At 52.5% G+C, this 15,871-nt stretch carries 11 protein-coding genes and 3 pseudogenes; 5 read left to right on the top strand and 9 right to left on the bottom strand.

Annotation, left to right across the window (positions count from 1 at the left end; translation table 11 throughout):
• Window positions 1–315 precede the first annotated feature (315 nt).
• The 3 genes and pseudogenes from IGR76_12540 to IGR76_12530 form a co-directional block, all read right to left on the bottom strand.
• On the bottom strand, window positions 316–2,556 hold the full coding sequence (locus IGR76_12540) for an EAL domain-containing protein (protein ID MBF2079313.1): 2,241 nt from the start codon (window positions 2,554–2,556) through the stop codon (window positions 316–318).
• A 222-nt stretch (window positions 2,557–2,778) separates the two neighbouring features.
• A pseudogene (locus tag IGR76_12535) lies at window positions 2,779–3,081 on the bottom strand (PAS domain-containing protein).
• 81 nt (window positions 3,082–3,162) lie between these two features.
• Window positions 3,163–5,000, bottom strand: a pseudogene (locus IGR76_12530) (PAS domain S-box protein).
• A 988-nt stretch (window positions 5,001–5,988) separates the two neighbouring features.
• Here IGR76_12530 and IGR76_12525 point away from each other — a divergent pair.
• Window positions 5,989–6,435, top strand: a pseudogene (locus tag IGR76_12525) (DUF1643 domain-containing protein).
• A gap of 14 nt (window positions 6,436–6,449) precedes the next feature.
• Here the strand turns inward: IGR76_12525 and IGR76_12520 are convergent.
• Genes IGR76_12520 through IGR76_12510 form a run of 3 tightly spaced genes read right to left on the bottom strand, consistent with a single transcriptional unit; the run spans window position 6,450 to window position 7,856 of the window.
• Window positions 6,450–7,295 (bottom strand): M56 family metallopeptidase, encoded by an 846-nt coding sequence (locus IGR76_12520; GenBank protein ID MBF2079312.1) that lies wholly within the window; start codon window positions 7,293–7,295, stop codon window positions 6,450–6,452.
• Window positions 7,295–7,714 carry a BlaI/MecI/CopY family transcriptional regulator gene (locus tag IGR76_12515; GenBank protein ID MBF2079311.1) on the bottom strand — a complete coding sequence of 140 codons (420 nt, stop codon included), beginning with the start codon at window positions 7,712–7,714 and terminating at the stop codon, window positions 7,295–7,297. The genes IGR76_12520 and IGR76_12515 overlap by 1 nt, the downstream gene beginning before the upstream one ends.
• Entirely contained in the window at window positions 7,698–7,856 is a 159-nt protein-coding gene (locus IGR76_12510; GenBank protein ID MBF2079310.1) for a hypothetical protein, read from the bottom strand. The genes IGR76_12515 and IGR76_12510 overlap by 17 nt, the downstream gene beginning before the upstream one ends.
• Window positions 7,857–7,915: 59 nt before the next feature.
• On the opposite strand from IGR76_12510, the gene IGR76_12505 reads away from it, so the two are divergent.
• The 4 genes from IGR76_12505 to IGR76_12490 all read left to right on the top strand — a co-directional run bounded on the left by IGR76_12505 (window position 7,916) and on the right by IGR76_12490 (window position 12,181).
• Window positions 7,916–8,545, top strand: coding sequence for a hypothetical protein (locus IGR76_12505; GenBank protein ID MBF2079309.1), 630 nt, complete (start codon window positions 7,916–7,918; stop codon window positions 8,543–8,545).
• Between the two features lie 83 nt (window positions 8,546–8,628).
• Window positions 8,629–9,900, top strand: coding sequence for a sulfite exporter TauE/SafE family protein (locus IGR76_12500; GenBank protein ID MBF2079308.1), 1,272 nt, complete (start codon window positions 8,629–8,631; stop codon window positions 9,898–9,900).
• Complete coding sequence (locus IGR76_12495; GenBank protein MBF2079307.1) at window positions 9,851–10,504, top strand: hypothetical protein; 654 nt, start codon at window positions 9,851–9,853, stop codon at window positions 10,502–10,504. Before IGR76_12500 ends, IGR76_12495 begins: the two co-directional genes overlap by 50 nt.
• Before the next feature lie 216 nt (window positions 10,505–10,720).
• Entirely contained in the window at window positions 10,721–12,181 is a 1,461-nt protein-coding gene (locus IGR76_12490) for a Na+/proline symporter (protein MBF2079306.1), read from the top strand.
• 101 nt (window positions 12,182–12,282) lie between these two features.
• Here the strand turns inward: IGR76_12490 and ftsZ are convergent, their stop codons facing one another.
• The 3 genes from ftsZ to IGR76_12475 all read right to left on the bottom strand — a co-directional run bounded on the left by ftsZ (window position 12,283) and on the right by IGR76_12475 (window position 15,517).
• Window positions 12,283–13,491: a cell division protein FtsZ gene (gene ftsZ / locus IGR76_12485; GenBank protein MBF2079305.1), complete on the bottom strand. Its 1,209-nt coding sequence runs from the start codon at window positions 13,489–13,491 to the stop codon at window positions 12,283–12,285.
• A 524-nt stretch (window positions 13,492–14,015) separates the two neighbouring features.
• Window positions 14,016–14,909: an FtsQ-type POTRA domain-containing protein gene (locus tag IGR76_12480; protein MBF2079304.1), complete on the bottom strand. Its 894-nt coding sequence runs from the start codon at window positions 14,907–14,909 to the stop codon at window positions 14,016–14,018.
• A gap of 152 nt (window positions 14,910–15,061) precedes the next feature.
• Window positions 15,062–15,517: a hypothetical protein gene (locus IGR76_12475; protein MBF2079303.1), complete on the bottom strand. Its 456-nt coding sequence runs from the start codon at window positions 15,515–15,517 to the stop codon at window positions 15,062–15,064.
• Window positions 15,518–15,871: the final 354 nt, after the last annotated feature.

The raw sequence follows: 15,871 nt of genomic DNA, 5'->3' as shown, positions 1-15,871 counted from the left end.
AATGTAGCTGCTTCAGCCATTCTCATTAACAATTCTTATTGCGGTGACCAGGTACGAAAAAAGATATCTTTCTGCTACGTTCAGACGGATTCCAGATCGTTGAGGACTTTAAAAACGGCAAAGACAAGTTTGATCTAGAGAGGGGGTTACGGTTTGGAGCGCTAGAGATTAAAAATCGGTCTGGGGATGTTGTCTTTAAAGAGAGTGGGGATGCGATCGCCCGCATTGAAGATATATCAGCTAGACTGATTGACAAAAGCGATTTTGTTTAGCTTCACGAGTCATATGTCGGCCTGCCGTCAATGGGCATCGCTTTCACGGAAACAAACAGAGGTTACCCCTACACAGCAGAGCCTCTACCGCATGGGCTGTCAGAGGCTTTGCAAAGAGATATCCTTGCCCGAATTTGTAGCCTAGGTGTTGGAGCTGTTCGAGTTGCTGGGGTGTTTCAATGCCTTCCGCAATCACATCAATCTCTAGCGGATTACTCAATGCTGCAATGGTCTTCACAATTTGATGGTTTCGTTGTCCCTCCTGCATTTGGCTGACAAAGGAGCGATCGATCTTGAGATGGTCTACAGGTAGGCGGTGTAGATAGCTCAACGATGAGTACCCCGTGCCAAAGTCGTCAATACTAAGCTGGACTCCCTCTTGCTTCAACTGATTGAGCAAGTCAATAGTGAATTCAATGTCTTCAATCAGCATACTTTCTGTAATCTCGAGAACGAGGTACTGTCCATCTAAGTGGGTTTCAGCAAGCGTCCGTTTGACATCATTTAATAAGCTAGAACTGCGTAGATCCTGAGCGGTAAGATTGACGCCTACCCTCATATTGGGCAAATTTGGAAATGCGGTGTTCCACACTGCCAACTGTCGGCAGGCCGTTTGCAAAGCCCAGCGATCGATCGCCGTAATCAGTCCTGTTTCCTCGGCAACGGTGATAAACGTATCGGGGAACTTTAGACCTTTAGTTGGGTGTTGCCATCGAATGAGCGCCTCAAAACCAATCAGCATCCCGCTATCCAGGGCAACGATGGGCTGATAGTGCAACACAAATTCTTGGCAATCGATCGCCCGCCGCAGATCATTTTCTAAATGCAGTCTTGCTAACGCTTTAGCATGCATGGCCGCATCAAAAATTTCGTATCGGGCTTTACCATTACTTTTCGCGCGATACATCGCGATATCGGCGTCGCGCAGGAGGTCGGAAGCTTGGGAGTTCTTTGTGCCGAGAACAATACCAATGCTAGGCGTGATGTATACTTCCCGACCTTCTAAGAGCAAAGGAACCTTTAATTCTGCAAAGATTCGCTCCGTGGCGTGGATCACCTCTTGGATATCTTCCACCTCTTCGAGAAGAATCACGAATTCATCCCCCCCTAACCGAGCCGCTAGATCAATGCCCCGCAGGGTTCCTTTGAGTCGTTGGGCGATCGCCACCAACAGTTGATCCCCGGCCAAATGGCCTAGGCTGTCATTGATCACCTTAAACCGATCGAGGTCAAGAAATAGAACGGCAAACCGATAGTTATTGAGGCGTTTGGCGCGATTGATGGCTAATTCCAAGCGCTCCATCAGCAAATGACGATTGGGAAGTCCGGTCAATTCATCATGAACGGCGGCGTGTTGTAGCTGTTGCTGAACCTGAATGCGCTCTGTGACATCTCGCGAGGTGGTTTGCAATTGCATAATCTGTCCAGAGGCATCCGTAATCGGCTTAATCAGCGTTTCAAACCAAAGGTAGGAACCGGAACGTTGACGCACACGGTAGGTAATAGGCACAGACTTCCCGCCGATTGCTACCGTTTGTACTTCTTGATAGACGCGATCGCGATCTTCTGGATGGATCAAGGCATAGGGGCTGCAGCCTAGTAGGTCATCGTAGCGGTAGCCCAAAAGACTTTCGCAGGACGGACTAACGTACGAGTAACGACCATCAGAGTCATGGAGACAAACTAGGTCGTTCATATTTTCTGCTAACAAACGATAGCGAGCCTCGCTTTCATGCATGGCTGCATCCGCCGATTTGCGATCGCTAATGTCGGTTACAAACCCTTCTAGCCACTGCAAAGAGCCATCCTCAGCGTAAATTCCCTGCCCCCGTTCCCAAACCCATTTTTCCTGTCCTGTTTTGGTGATGATGCGATATTCACACTCGTAGGGGAGGTGCTCATTGAGGGCTTTTTGAACCGTGTCCCATACGGACTGCGCATCATCCGGGTGCATCTCTTTTCGGCAAGAGATCGAACGCTCCACTAAATACTCGTCTGGACGGTAGCCTGTAACCGCTTCAACGCCTTGACTGATAAATAGCGGCCTATAGTCGAGATCATTCCGAACGCGGTAGACATATCCCGGCAGGTTGCTAATGAGGGTGGATAATCGCTGTTCGCTTTCCGCTAGGGCCAGTTCTGCTTGTTTGCGTTCGGTAATGTCGCGAGTAATGGCGAGGATGCTCACGATGTCACCCTGCTCGTTGCGAAGCGGCACAGCGCGACTATCGACCCATCGGTGGGTTCCTTTCAAGCCCACAATCACAAATTCTAGCTGTCCCATTTCACCCTGCAAAACCCGTTGATGGAGCGACTGAAAGGCTGGATAGTGTTCGGAAAGAATCCGAGATTTTACCTGACGACCGATGATCTGCTCAGGGGTATCTGCTTCGAGCATCTTCAGCCCTGCCGGATTTATATCTAGAATATTGCCCCTCGTATCAAGGATTTTGACGCACTCCGGTTCATTCTCAATGATGGTGCGTAAGTACTGTTCACTGGTGGTAAGGGCTTCTTCTGCCCGTTTGCGATCGCTCACGTCTAAAACCAAACCATCCCAAACCAAATCACCATTGGTGTGGCGCTGCGGGCGAGCTGAGGCTTGTAACCATTTCTGCTGGCCCGATGGTGTGGTAATCCGCCATTCATAATTCCAGGGGGCTAGGGTTTGAGCCGATTCAAGCACCGACGCTCGCATGGCGGGTAAATCATCGGGATGCACCATGTGCCACGTCCGTTCTACGTCCTCAATAATGGCTTGCGGCTCTAGTTCCCATAAATCCCGACAGCCAGGACTGACGTACAGCATAGAGTTCGAGCCATCTGGACGCAGCACGTATTGATAAATCACGCCGGGTGTATTGGCGGCCAAGGCTTGAAAGCGGTATTTGGCCTGAATGCGCTCTGTGACATCTAGGATTAGCGTATCCCATAGAATATCGCCATTGGGCTGGCGAGTCGGTCGGCCTACGGCTTCTAGCCATTTTTCCTGTCCAGACGGCGTTGTGATCCGCCATGCGTGGGACCACGGTTGCAACGTCTGGGCAGACTCCATCACCGAGGCTTGCATGCCTGGTAAATCGTCAGGATGAATCATACCCCAAAAAGAATAGAGGCATCGGCAATCACCTCTGCGGCATCCACTTCCCATAGGCGATCGCAACCCGGACTCATGTACAGCACGCTATCTGATCCATCTGGACGAAGCAGATACTGGACAATGGCACCGGGAACGTTTGCGGCCATATTTTGAAATCGGGCTTCACTTTCCCTGAGTGCTGCTTCCACACGCCGACGCTCAGCTAACTCTAGCTGCACCTGACGGTAGAGGTTCGCTTGGTGAATTGCGACTTCTAGCTGATTGGCGATCGCCTGAGCCAGTTCCACTTGTTCGGGTTGCCATGTAAATGGACGATCCTCCGTCATGAGGGTCAAACTACCCCAAAGCTTGCCGTCCACAACCAAGGGGACGAATAGCCACGATCCAGGGAAGTGTGCTGCAATTTCGGCATTAATCGGAGCGTCCAGACAGCTCGTATCATCTACAAATATGGATTGAAACGGCTTGAGCTGCTCTGCAAATGGGGTATTGCCATCCATAATTTCAAATCCGGTAGTGGTTGGATGATCGGCACGATGGCGAAATTCGGCCACACACCGCCACAATCGTTGTCTTGGCAAATACTGCACCACATAGCAATCTAACCCCTGCAACAGATGAGACGCTTCTTCGGTAGCAGTGGTAAAGATCATGTCTAGATCCAAGGAATTGCGAATGGCCTGAAACACTCGATTCAGGGCTTGCTCCCGCAAGATCTGCTCTTGGAGTTCGGTGATATCGCGCCCTACGGACTGGATTTCCAGGAGTCTTCCTTGACTGTCAAAAATGCCCAGGTTTACCCATTGAGTCCATCCAATTTCGCCATTCGCCCAATAATCCCGATTGATGTTCTCAAAGGTCGGGTGGTCTGGGGTTAAGGCTGCAATTTTGCGGGTGATTTCTTCGATATCATCCGGCGGGACAAAGGTATTCCATCTCTTGCCTAACACTTGGTTTAGCGGTAGACCCAGCGCTCGGCACAGGGCATCGTTCGCGAAGGTAATGGTGGTATCAGGGAGCGATCGCAACACGAGATCCGTCTGGGCTTGAATCATCTGACGGTAGTGACGTTCACGCTGCCGGAGGGTATTTTCGACAATGGAGCGTTCTATGGTGCGGCGTTGGTGTTCGGCCTCAAGGCGTTTGCGCTCACTAATGTCTTGAAATGCCGCAATGGCGTATACCACCTGATTATCATCAAAGATTGGGGTCGCCTTTACCTCTAGCGGGATGGTGCGATCGCACCGATGGATCTCAATATCATCCACTTGGGTCGTCTCGCCAGCGAGCGCACGGGTACTGGGTAACTCGTCAACGGGGTAAGGGTCTGACGTGCCATAGCGATAAATTTTGAACGTTTCTGCCAGATCTCCAGGGATGAGATCGACGGAATGGCTCACTCCCAGCAAGTCCCGCCCCATTTGATTAATGTAAACAATCTGTCCTAGGGCGTTATGGACGGCAATCCCAAGCGGTGTGGCATCGAGAAACTGAACTAAGCGACTTTCATTTTCCGAAGCCGCAATATTAACCAGCAACATCTCCACCAGATGCTTAACTGCTTCTGGAGTGCGGTGCCAATCGTGGGCAGAAATATGCTCGGATAGGAAAGGATGCTGGTTCAGCATAACTCTGGCATAAGCAATCCAGACACCGTGACACCTTCCTCAATTGTACCCATGTCAACCTGATTACCTTAAAAAATGTGAATCGTCCTCTGGCATGACTAGATTTTTAACCCTTTTAACCCAGAGTAGTTCGTTGACTTGGTGTTGATCAGGATTAATCCCTGGTTCGCAGTTCCTCTAGTTAGAGACAAGGTCATGCTTACAAGGGGCACCTTATGTTGTATGGCGCTAGCCATACCAGTTAGGACATTTTGGTGGGACGGCGAAGCCGCCCCACCAAAATGTCCATGTCCTAAGCTAGCTGGCAACAGCTATATGAATAACCTTACTGTAGCCAACGACTGCGCGCGGTTACATACGTTCCATTTGGATAAGAAGCGCAAGACCATGTTATACCAATTTCAAAAGTTCCGGCTACAGATGAAAGGCTAATATCCCTGGCGGTGCAACGCATTCATAACTCAAAACTGAGAACTCAACACTCAGAATTGGTATTAAACTCTCAGAGTTGAGGTATCCTCTTCTGCAAACATTCTATGCAGAATTAAGCTTGAGCTAGATCCACCATCATCTCTTCTCTTCGTCGTATGCCAACTCGCCTTCGCCAGCCTTATCAACCGCTTGTCTTCCGGAGCTTACACGGCCTCGCTGGACTATTCTACGCGTTGCCGTTCATGGGTTGCTGGGGGCAGAGGTCGGGAGGAATACCGCTGGTGCAGTCCGTTTTCAGTTGGCAGATTCGACTGAGCGATCACCATAGGGAGGCGCGATTGGACCTGATACAGGGGTGGCAAACCTCCCTACCTGGGTTCAAACCTGGAAACGGCTGCCGCCTGTGCTTCGATTTTTGGATCTATTGCTGCGGATTAGTGTAGCAGCCGCGTGGGACATTTCCGCTCTGAAGTAACGCTGGCGAACTCGCATGATGGGAATCCAGTTTCAAACTGTATGCCGAACCTACCAAACGGAACAATGGCAGGGGCAAGTCATGGTCGATCCGAGGGATCGCTATCGGTATTCCCTTCGGTATTGCTGGGAGGCCACAGCCCCTCAGATTACCATTGCGATGCTCAATCCTAGTACGGCAGATGAGCGCAGGTTAGATCCTAGCCTCCGCCGCTGTGTTCGCTTTGCCCAGGATTGGGGCTACGGAGTCTTGGAAGTGGTGAATCTATTTGCCGTGCGATCGCCCGATCCAGCCTATCTTCGCCAACTATCCGATCCGGTGGGGATCGACAATGATCGATTTCTACTGTCCGCTTGTCATGCGGCCCAGCGGGTGATAGTAGCGTGGGGAAATAGCGGACGATGGCAAGGGCGCGATCGCGCTTTTCTAGAACTTTGGCCAAATCACCAATCGCTATACTGCCTGGGTATCACCCAACAGGGGCAACCTCGCCATCCCCTCTACGTGCGGCACAACACCGTTCCGGTTCGTTGGCTGGACGCTCAAGAATGCAATCCCGTGAGCGCTAACGGCAAAAGTGCCCACAGGAGCCACAGCCATGATTGGGCCGATAAAGCGCACGAGCCACTCGGAGGCGACGAAAGGAGGGCATTGACCCGTTCTTCTAACAGCTGGGATGGGGCGATCGCGCCAAAGGCAGCCCCGTAGTCGGGTAGGGCGATCGCAGGCGCAGATACCACCGCTAGCAAAGCTTCTGCCAGTACCAACGGATCCACCTGCTGAGCGGCCCATTGATCCGCCCGCAGTTCTCGAAGTAAGAGTAATTCTTGCCATAGGGCTTCAGTTTGGGGGAGCCAGTGTGTGAGGTGACGAATCCAGCCCAGCCAGAAAAACCAGAAGGGATCGCGATAGTGGGCATGGGCGTCTTCGTGGTGCAGGACAGCTTCTGTCTGCTCTGGCGACAAGGTATCTAACAGATGGCGACTGACGACAAGACGGGACGTCCACAACCCAATTTGAGCAGCAAAGAGGGTGGGAAGCTCAACGACATAGCCTAGGCGACCGTAAACCGTAACCGATTCCTGAATGGGCAACTGACGCAGAGTGCGCCCTGCCTGAACTGCAAACCAGACTAGGGACAACGCTGCCCATCCTAAAAAGGCGATCGCGACCGAGTAGCCAATCCAACCCACCGGAATGCCGATCATTTGCCCCTGGGTTCCCATGCACAACGTTGCGATCGCGGTCATGATCAGCAGCAGCGGGGGGAGTACAAACGATTGCAGCGCAGCGTGCCAGCGATCGCGCCAGTCTGTCCCTGCTCCCGTTGCCCTAGCGCGGATCAGCCAAGCCAGGCCTAGGGTTAGTAAAAGAAATCCGGTGTGCATCACTGAGCCTCCCGCTCCTGGCGTGCCGTTCGGATGCAGTCGGCGATCGCATCAAGCTGCGCCAAACTCGTCTGATCTAACTCATCGGCAAACGCGGCCACAATGTCCGGGTTGCTAATGGAGAGAAATTGCCGTAGATGATCGTGGGATTTCAACATTTGTGCCTCTTGGCGGGAGAGGGTCGGTCGCCATACAAAGGCACGATCGCACTTACTGGACTCCACCCATCCCTTTTGGGCTAACCGCTGAAGCACTGTCGTCACCGAGGCATAGGCTAACTCGCGGTCGGGGTCTGCCAGGATGCGATCGTGAATGTCCTTCACGGTGGCAGACTCGAAATCCCACAAAATGTTCAAGATTTCTGTTTCTAACGTTCCTAAGGACAAGTGCTTCGGACGGGGATCAGGCAAGGGAGCCATAGTAGCTTAAACTTCCAAACCAAGTGGATAACACTTCTTTACCATACCGAATGCCGGGGGCGATCGCTACCTTTGTTGAGGCATCTAAACTTTGACAACCTGTCTTTTGACATTCCCCGGCAAACGCTTCAGCATAGGTCAAGGTAAAAGAATCTCTACTACACCTTACTAGGGGTGTAGGGTCGCTTTTGGAACTCTGGAATGGTGGAGTTCCAAGGCGATTTTTTATCTGCACAAGAGTCTACCGTTCACTGTCAACCGTTACGTCGCCGACTGCTGATGATCTCCAGACTACGATTTGCTTTGATCGCCTCCTGCATGACTCCTGGCCTGGGGAGTGCAATCGCCCTAGCCGAACCTGTCCCCGATGCATTTTTCACCGTTGCCCATGAGTCATCAGATCCCCATCCTGAGGCTGATGCCCATTCCCCCAGTACTAGTCATTCCCCCAGTACTAGTATGGACATGGCTCCCGATGAGCATCACCATGAATCCATGGAAATTCCCGATGGAGTCGCTGTTCCGAGCGTTGATTTGATCATTCATCCGGATGCCATGCAGGGATGGAACTTGGAAGTGCAAGTTACAAACTTTACCTTCGCACCCGAACGGGTCAACGCATCAACGTTACCTACAGAAGGTCATGCCCACCTGTTCATCAACGGTGAAAAAATCACCCGACTCTACGGCAACTGGTACTACCTGAATCCGCTGCCTCCCGGCACCTACGATGTCAGCGTGGTGCTCAATGCCAATACCCATGAAGAATTAGTTCATGATGGGCAGGTAATCCAGGATGTTGAAGTCCTCCAAGTCCCGCCATCCCCCTAGAATTGATAGGGCATTGGGTCTTTGGATCCATTGCGGCAAATCCTGTCTAAATCATCGCCACCCCGCAGGCCGTTTGTGCATCCGTGCTTGATTTTTGGTTAATCACAGCCCTAGGATTTCTAGGAAGTTTTAGTCATTGTGCAGGCATGTGTGGCCCGCTGACGGTGGCGTTTGGCCTATCAAACCAGCCCAACGCAGCGAAGGCATCAAACCAACAAATTTTCTTTCACGTTGCCCTGAATCTGGGGCGGATTGCGAGCTATGCCTTGGTCGGTTTGGGCATCGGTGCGCTCGGTTCCCTGATGATGGCTAGCGGACAACTGGCAGGAGTCGGTAGCACGGTGCGGCGAATTGTGGCTTTACTGACCGGAGGCTCCTTGGTTTGGCTCGGTCTGGTACAGATTAATCCCAAGCTCTTGCCGATGATTCCCCTCCTAAATCCGATGGCAAGCGGGACATTGCACGATCGCCTCAGTCGCAGCATGATGCAGCTTTCCTTCATGACCCAGTGGTGGACTCCGGTGCTGCTGGGGATGGTGTGGGGATTAATGCCCTGTGGTTTTCTCTACGTCGCTCAGATTAAAGCCGCTGAAACGGGCAGTGCAATGCTAGGAATGGCAACGATGCTGGCCTTTGGGATCGGGACATTGCCCACGATGCTGGGGGTCGGGATTTCGGCCAGTTTGCTCAGTCGCGATCGCCGCAGTCAGCTATTTCGCATGGGCGGCTGGATTACCCTCACCATCGGTCTTTTAACCCTGATGCGCACGGGGGATGTGATGGTGGATGCCACCGGACACCTAGCACTAGGGTTACTCATCTTGGCCTTAGTAGCTCGCCCCCTGCGATCGCTTGGGATCCAGCCCTTACAATATCGCCGCGCCATTGGGGTCAGTGCGTTTGTACTGGCTGTAGCTCACAGTGCCCACATGATGGATCATCTTTGGGGCTGGAATCTAGAGGCCTTCGCGTTCATGGTGCTCCGTCATCAACTTGGCCTGGTATCTGGGGCGATCGCCCTGGGCTTGATGACTCCGGCAGCGCTCACCAGTTTTGACTGGGCGCAGACTCGTTTGGGTCGTCTTTGGAAGGGGCTACATTGGCTCTGTGTGCCTGCCCTCCTCTTCTGTGCTGCTCATTGCTTCCTGATAGGAACCCATTACCTGGGTCGGGCACAGCTTACCTGGGTGAACTACGCCTGCACCGCTGGACTGGCGATCGCCGTTTTGGGCGTGTTGCTAGTGCGATCGCCCAGATTCAATCTTTTCCAAATCCATCCATCCAATTCTGGTACTGCAAGAGATCATGACTCGTCTATTCAAGCCGCTTCAAATTCTGACCTTTCTAACTATTAGTACCACCCTCAGTCTGGGCAGCATCAAGGCGATCGCCCATCAAGTCGAAATCAGTAAGGATGTAGGCGGCACGGTTCATGTGGAGCCTAACGATGCTCCCCGCGCAGGCGAACCAACCCTCGCCTGGTTTGCCCTAACTCAGCGGGGAGGGCAAGCGATTCCCCTTTCGGATTGCGACTGTCAGTTAACGGTGTATGCGGTGTCGGGCACTGGAGAAAACGATGGTGCGATCGCCACCCCTGCCCTCACGCCGCTCTCCGTCGAAGGATACGAAAACGTTCCCAGTGCAACGATTACCTTCCCAGGCGTCGGTGCTTATGAACTGGTCATTACCGGACAACCAAGCGCTGCGGCCACCTTTCAGCCTTTTGAACTGCGGTTTGATGTTACCGTTGCCACGATCGCCCCGAGTGCCCCTGCACCTACACCGACCACCCTTTCAGAGGCAGCCCCAAGGGATTCCGAATCGACGCCGGAGACAAACGGCAGAAAGTTTTCTTCGGGAGTGGCGATCGCTTTAATTCCGCTAGCGATCCTAGGCTTGGGATGGGTCATCTTCAAATCCCGCCAACCCAGCCTTCCCAGCGATGATGGGGAACCTTAACGGCATCTTATATACCCGTTACGGAACCCATCCAATACGGGAATCTCCGACGTCACAACATATCGTCAACTCAAAACTGGTATCCAGCTATCTCCACCCCTAGTTCCTAGCTGAATAACTCACCCCCATTCTCAGTGTTTCCTAATCTATATATGGGGCAGGACTGATATCGTAAGCACACGAAAGTCTTTGTCCTAGAGGAGCATCGAAACTCGCATGATTACGTCTGCTGGCTTAACGTGGACGCTGTTACTTGGCTATGGGTTGCTGATCTACCGGGTCGTCCGTAAGACAACCCCCGATCGCGTACCTGCCACCGAATTTTTCTCTGGGGAGTCCCACACGGGGCAAGCTCCGGGCTTGTGGCTCTTGGTTGCCAGTGCTGCTATTTCCTGGATTTTTGCAAAATCGATTGATAATGCCGCTAGTTTAGCCGGAACCTTTGGTGTATTGGGCGGCATTGGCTACGCTATCTATTATTTAAGCTTCGTGACTGCCGCGATCGCCCTCTACTTCCTGCGGGTGCGTGGGGGGCATCGGTCGATCCCTGAGTTTTTGGTCAGCAAATACGGAGCGTTGTGTGCCAAGCTGTTCCTGATGGCGATCGCCATTCGCCTCATCAACGAAGTTTGGTCAAATACGAAAGTCTTCTCCCTCTACTTTGGGGCAGAAGGTAGTGCGGGATACTGGATTGCGGCGATCGCTGTGACTGCATTTACGATCTACTACAGCCTTTTGGGAGGGTTACGGAGTAGCCTATTAACCGACAGCGCCCAGATGATTTTGGCTGCCATGCTACTGGTTGTGATTCTGGCTGCCCTCACCCCCGGTCTTGCTACTGAAGGACTGCCCGTGGTAGACCAAGACACCCAGTTGGCGGGACTCACCTTCTGTGGTTTAGCCTTCGTGCAAGTGTTCAGCTATCCGTTTCACGATCCGGTACTGACCGATCGCGCCTTCATCACCTCGCCTCGTGTCATGGTGCGTGGCTTTATTCTGGCCGGATTGATTAGCGGTGGATTCATCCTGCTCTTTAGCACGGTAGGTTTGTATAGTCGAACGTTTGGCATTGAAGGTCATCCGCCCCTCACGGTTCCGGCTCTGTTTGGATTACCGATGCTACTGGTGTTCAACGCCATCATGCTAACCAGTGCAGGCTCCACGCTCGATTCTACCTTTTCCAGCGTGGCAAAATTGGTCGCAAGGGACTGGCACAATCACCAGGGAACTCCAACGGAGAAACAAGCCTACATTGGTCGATGGGCGATCATTGCGGCGGGCATTCTAGGGAACGTACCGCTCCTGAGCGTTTACCTTGGCGATCGCGTTGGCCCTGCGGTGATTTTAGCAACGACGATCAGCGGCACAATGGTGATGGGACTTGCCCCCATCTTTTTGCTGTCCTTCATCCCCTCGGCAGGTCGCCTCAGTTTCTACCTCGCGTTTATTCCCGGCCTCGTCTTTGGAGTGGTGCGGGTGATGGAAAATGCGTTGGGCACGTCGCTGTTTCCGTCTTGGGTTGCGCTCGGTAGCGGCAAGTATGCGGTGGATCTGGGCGTTAATGTGTACGGGCTCGCTGTCTGCACCATCGGCTATCTCATCGGTGCGCTGGTGGTTCGGCCTCGCCAAACAGCACCTGTAGCCCATCTTCAGTCTGTGGGCGATCGCCAACCCTAGACGTGTACCCTACTAAGTCATACAAAAGTGGGAGGGGCGATCGCTCCTCCCAGTGTCGAGAATATCAAGGTTTTGGATTGGGCGATCGCCCCCAGAAGTCATTAACGGTTAGGGCGACGGCGCTGCAAAAATTCCGGAATATCCAAACCTGGAGGGGATTTCCGTGGTTCGGTCGAGGGGGAAGACGTTGGCGGCGGCGTTGGCGTTGAGAGCGATCGCCTCATGGGCGTTGCCACTCTCGTCGTCGTCGTTGCGGGAGGAGCCGGAGCCTCGGCGCTAAACCCAGTCGCAATGACCGTAATCCGAACCTCACCCTGAGCCCGCTCGTCAATCACTGCACCAAAGATGATATTGGCATTGGGATCCACCGCTTCATAGATAATCTCGGCAGCGGCGTTCACTTCGTGCAAGGTGAGATCGCTACCCCCCGTGATATTGAAGACTACGCCCCGCGCACCGTCAATCGACGACTCTAGCAGCGGCGAAGAAATTGCACTCATGGCAGCTTCACGGGCACGCGATTTACCGGAACCGATCCCGATTCCCATCAATGCTGACCCGGCATCCGCCATCACTGCCCGCACATCGGCAAAATCAACGTTGACCAGCCCTGGGATCGTGATGATGTCTGAAATTCCCTGCACCCCTTGGCGCAGGACATCATCCGCCACCCGGAATGCCTCTTGCACTGGGGTCTGCTCTGAGATGACCGACAGCAGCTTATCGTTTGGAATCACAATGAGGGTATCGACCCGACTTTGAAGGGCTTCAATTCCTTCGTCGGCTTGATTCGTGCGGCGGCGTCCTTCAAAGCTGAAGGGACGGGTCACCACCCCTACGGTGAGTGCCCCCACCTCCTTTGCGACCTCAGCAACGACGGGTGCAGCTCCAGTTCCGGTTCCCCCCCCCATGCCTGCAGTGATGAACACCAAATCAGATCCTTCAAGGGCACTAGAGATCTCGTCTCGTGACTCTTCCGCTGCCTTTTGCCCAATGGCAGGATTGCCGCCAGCTCCGAGCCCCCGGGTCACTTTCTGACCCACCTGCAAACAATTATGTGCGGATGAATGCTTCAGAGCTTGAGCATCCGTATTGACTGTCCAAAACTCAATACCTATGACACCACTGGAGACCATGCGGTTAACGGCGTTACAACCGCCACCACCGACTCCAATCACCTTGATCTTGGCTATGCTACTCGGCACAATTTCACCACTCCTGGATTCATCCGCCAGGGAATCGCTGCTATTGTCGTGCAACTGGCTTGAATTCAGTCCACTGAAACCTGTAAACGGATTTGAAGCATTCATCGATACTGAAACTGTGTGTAATTCTTCGTTGTTTGAATGTTCTTGATCAGTCACCTAGCTCCCAACCTATCGTCTGTACTTCCTAAATTTGATATCAAAAAATATGTAAGACCTTTTAAGAATAATAGACTCTGCGATCGCGCCCTAGTGAGACTCTAGATAACTATAGGGTAAGTTGCTTAAAAAACCAATAACAGCACAGAATCTCCTAATGATTCTTAAGCCTTGCTATGGCTAACCTCATCTCTATTCCATTTGTTACTATGCGCAGCAAGTTTGTACGTTGATTTGTCAAACAATTCTTCAGATTCTAATCCACAGTATCCCCTTGTATAGCAGTGGGGGAGTTAGTTAGGACAAAGGGGGGGCGTAGCCTTCCCGTAGGGGTGAACCCCCTGCACCCGGTTCTAGTCGGTATGGCTAGCGCTATACATAACTGAGAGCAGATGCATTTTGCTGTTCATCAAACCAACCAATTTGCCCTGAAAACCTCGTTTGAGGCTAGATACGACTCATTCCGCGCACTACGGCTCTCCCTCCACCTTAAATAACCAAGCTCCTGAGCCTGAATTTGTTCCCAACTCCAGAAGTGGTGCATCAGGCTGTGTTAGATCAATATAGTCAATTTGACGACTATCAAGTTGCTCTGGCACGCGGCGCATTTGATCAAGAATCTGGAGTTGTTGAGGAAATGCATCGGTATATGCCCCAATATGAACCGATCCCAATTCCGTTTCTAAGATGACGTTCGTTGGTTCCTGCCAATTGACTTCAGAAATCTTAACAGGACTGTGCAGAATGGACTGATACATGGTTTCCCACTGCGATCGATACTGCTCTTGCATGCCAATGACCCTCAGATCTGGCAGTTTGGCAAACTTATTTAGGGTGACGTAGTTCTCAAAGGACATCCGAAATCCTTTTTCATCCAAGAGCTCAATGGGCATCGACGCAGAAGGAGGCGTGGACGCACCTGTAGGTAAGGTTTGAGGTCGAGGAATGACATCGGGCGTATTAGCAGATACTAGTAAGGCTACAGGATGGCGTTCTTGAATCTGCACCACAAGTCGAGGGGGAAAAATATGGCGAATCACCACTGCATCTGCAATCGGGGCCTGGGCTTCGAGGTGGGCCGCGATCGCCTGGGGTCTGAGCTTGACCAAGGGATAGGGGTAGGCAATTGGCAAAAGTGAGCGAATGGTGTCTTCAGTTAGTACTTCCTCGCCCTCAATTATGACCTGTTCTGAGCTTTGCAACAGCCAAATCGGTAGCCGCGCCACCCACACGACGCCAGCCGCAATCCCTGCCACCGCGACTGTGCGCCACATGCCTCTCAGCAACTTCCACCGTCGTTGCTTCCGCAGTTGAGAACGTCTGCGATCGAGATCTGATTTTGAAATAGCGGCGATGGGACTCATGGCATTCAATGGCACAGCAAGGATATCGAAAAGGCTTAAACGCAATCGCCCACAGCTAGCGTTCAATGGGGTGATGATTAAGTGTAAAACCTCCCATCCCAAAAATTGAACCCGTGAGGCATTCAAAATTTAGAAAAGTTTAGTGAGTTTCGCTAACCCACATTTGATGGGGACTCCTGAATGTTCCTTAAGTCCCGGTCAAGGGCGATCGCCCACTGGGTTGCAAGCGTCACGTCCGTAAACGGAATGGTGACCGTGGGCTGAGCGGTTTTCATGTGAAATTCCAGGGCAGCACGGCCTTTGAGATCGCTGGGTGGGGCTGGTTCAAGATCTGCTGAGGCGAGGGTGCGATCGCCCACCCGTACCGCAATTGAGGAAACATCGTGCAGGGAAAGGCTGTGGGTGTCGATCACGCCGCGCCGCGTTGGTTTACCCCAGGTTAGGATATTGCCCGTTTGTCCAAGAGCGGCGTAGATGTCGTACTTGGCACGATTGTAAGACGTTGCCCACTGCTTGTAGGCTTCCACTTTTTGGTATTCATTCCATCCGGCCCAAGCTAGCCCAAGGAACAACGCCAGCAAAGGTAACCACATCAGCCCTCGTTCCATGGTCTGCGCTCCTACGACGTGAGACAGGCGATCGCGCCCTATGACTTATAGACGTGACAACCTATGTCCAAGTGTATCGTGTCAAAAAAGTCCACGACCTACGGTTCTGCGCTACCGAATTCCCTAGGATGTAAAGCGGCTCTAACCATAAAAAACGAAAAATATTGTAAAGTAGTTAGCAACAAGAGCTTGCATGCGGACTATATGCGGCAGCAAAATTTGCTTCCATCCATTATGAAGACGCTCCAAATAGGGTGCAGGTATCCAAAGAAGCCCTGCACGGAAGATATTGACGCCTGAGTTCCACCGACTCCACTACGGAGGGGCTGAGGCAGGACGCTCGGCCCCGGATAC

Source organism: Synechococcales cyanobacterium T60_A2020_003, assembly GCA_015272205.1.
GTDB lineage: Bacteria > Cyanobacteriota > Cyanobacteriia > RECH01 > RECH01 > JACYMB01.
The sequence above is the reverse complement of the archived record's forward strand: the minus strand, read 5'-3'. Positions and strand labels throughout refer to the sequence as shown.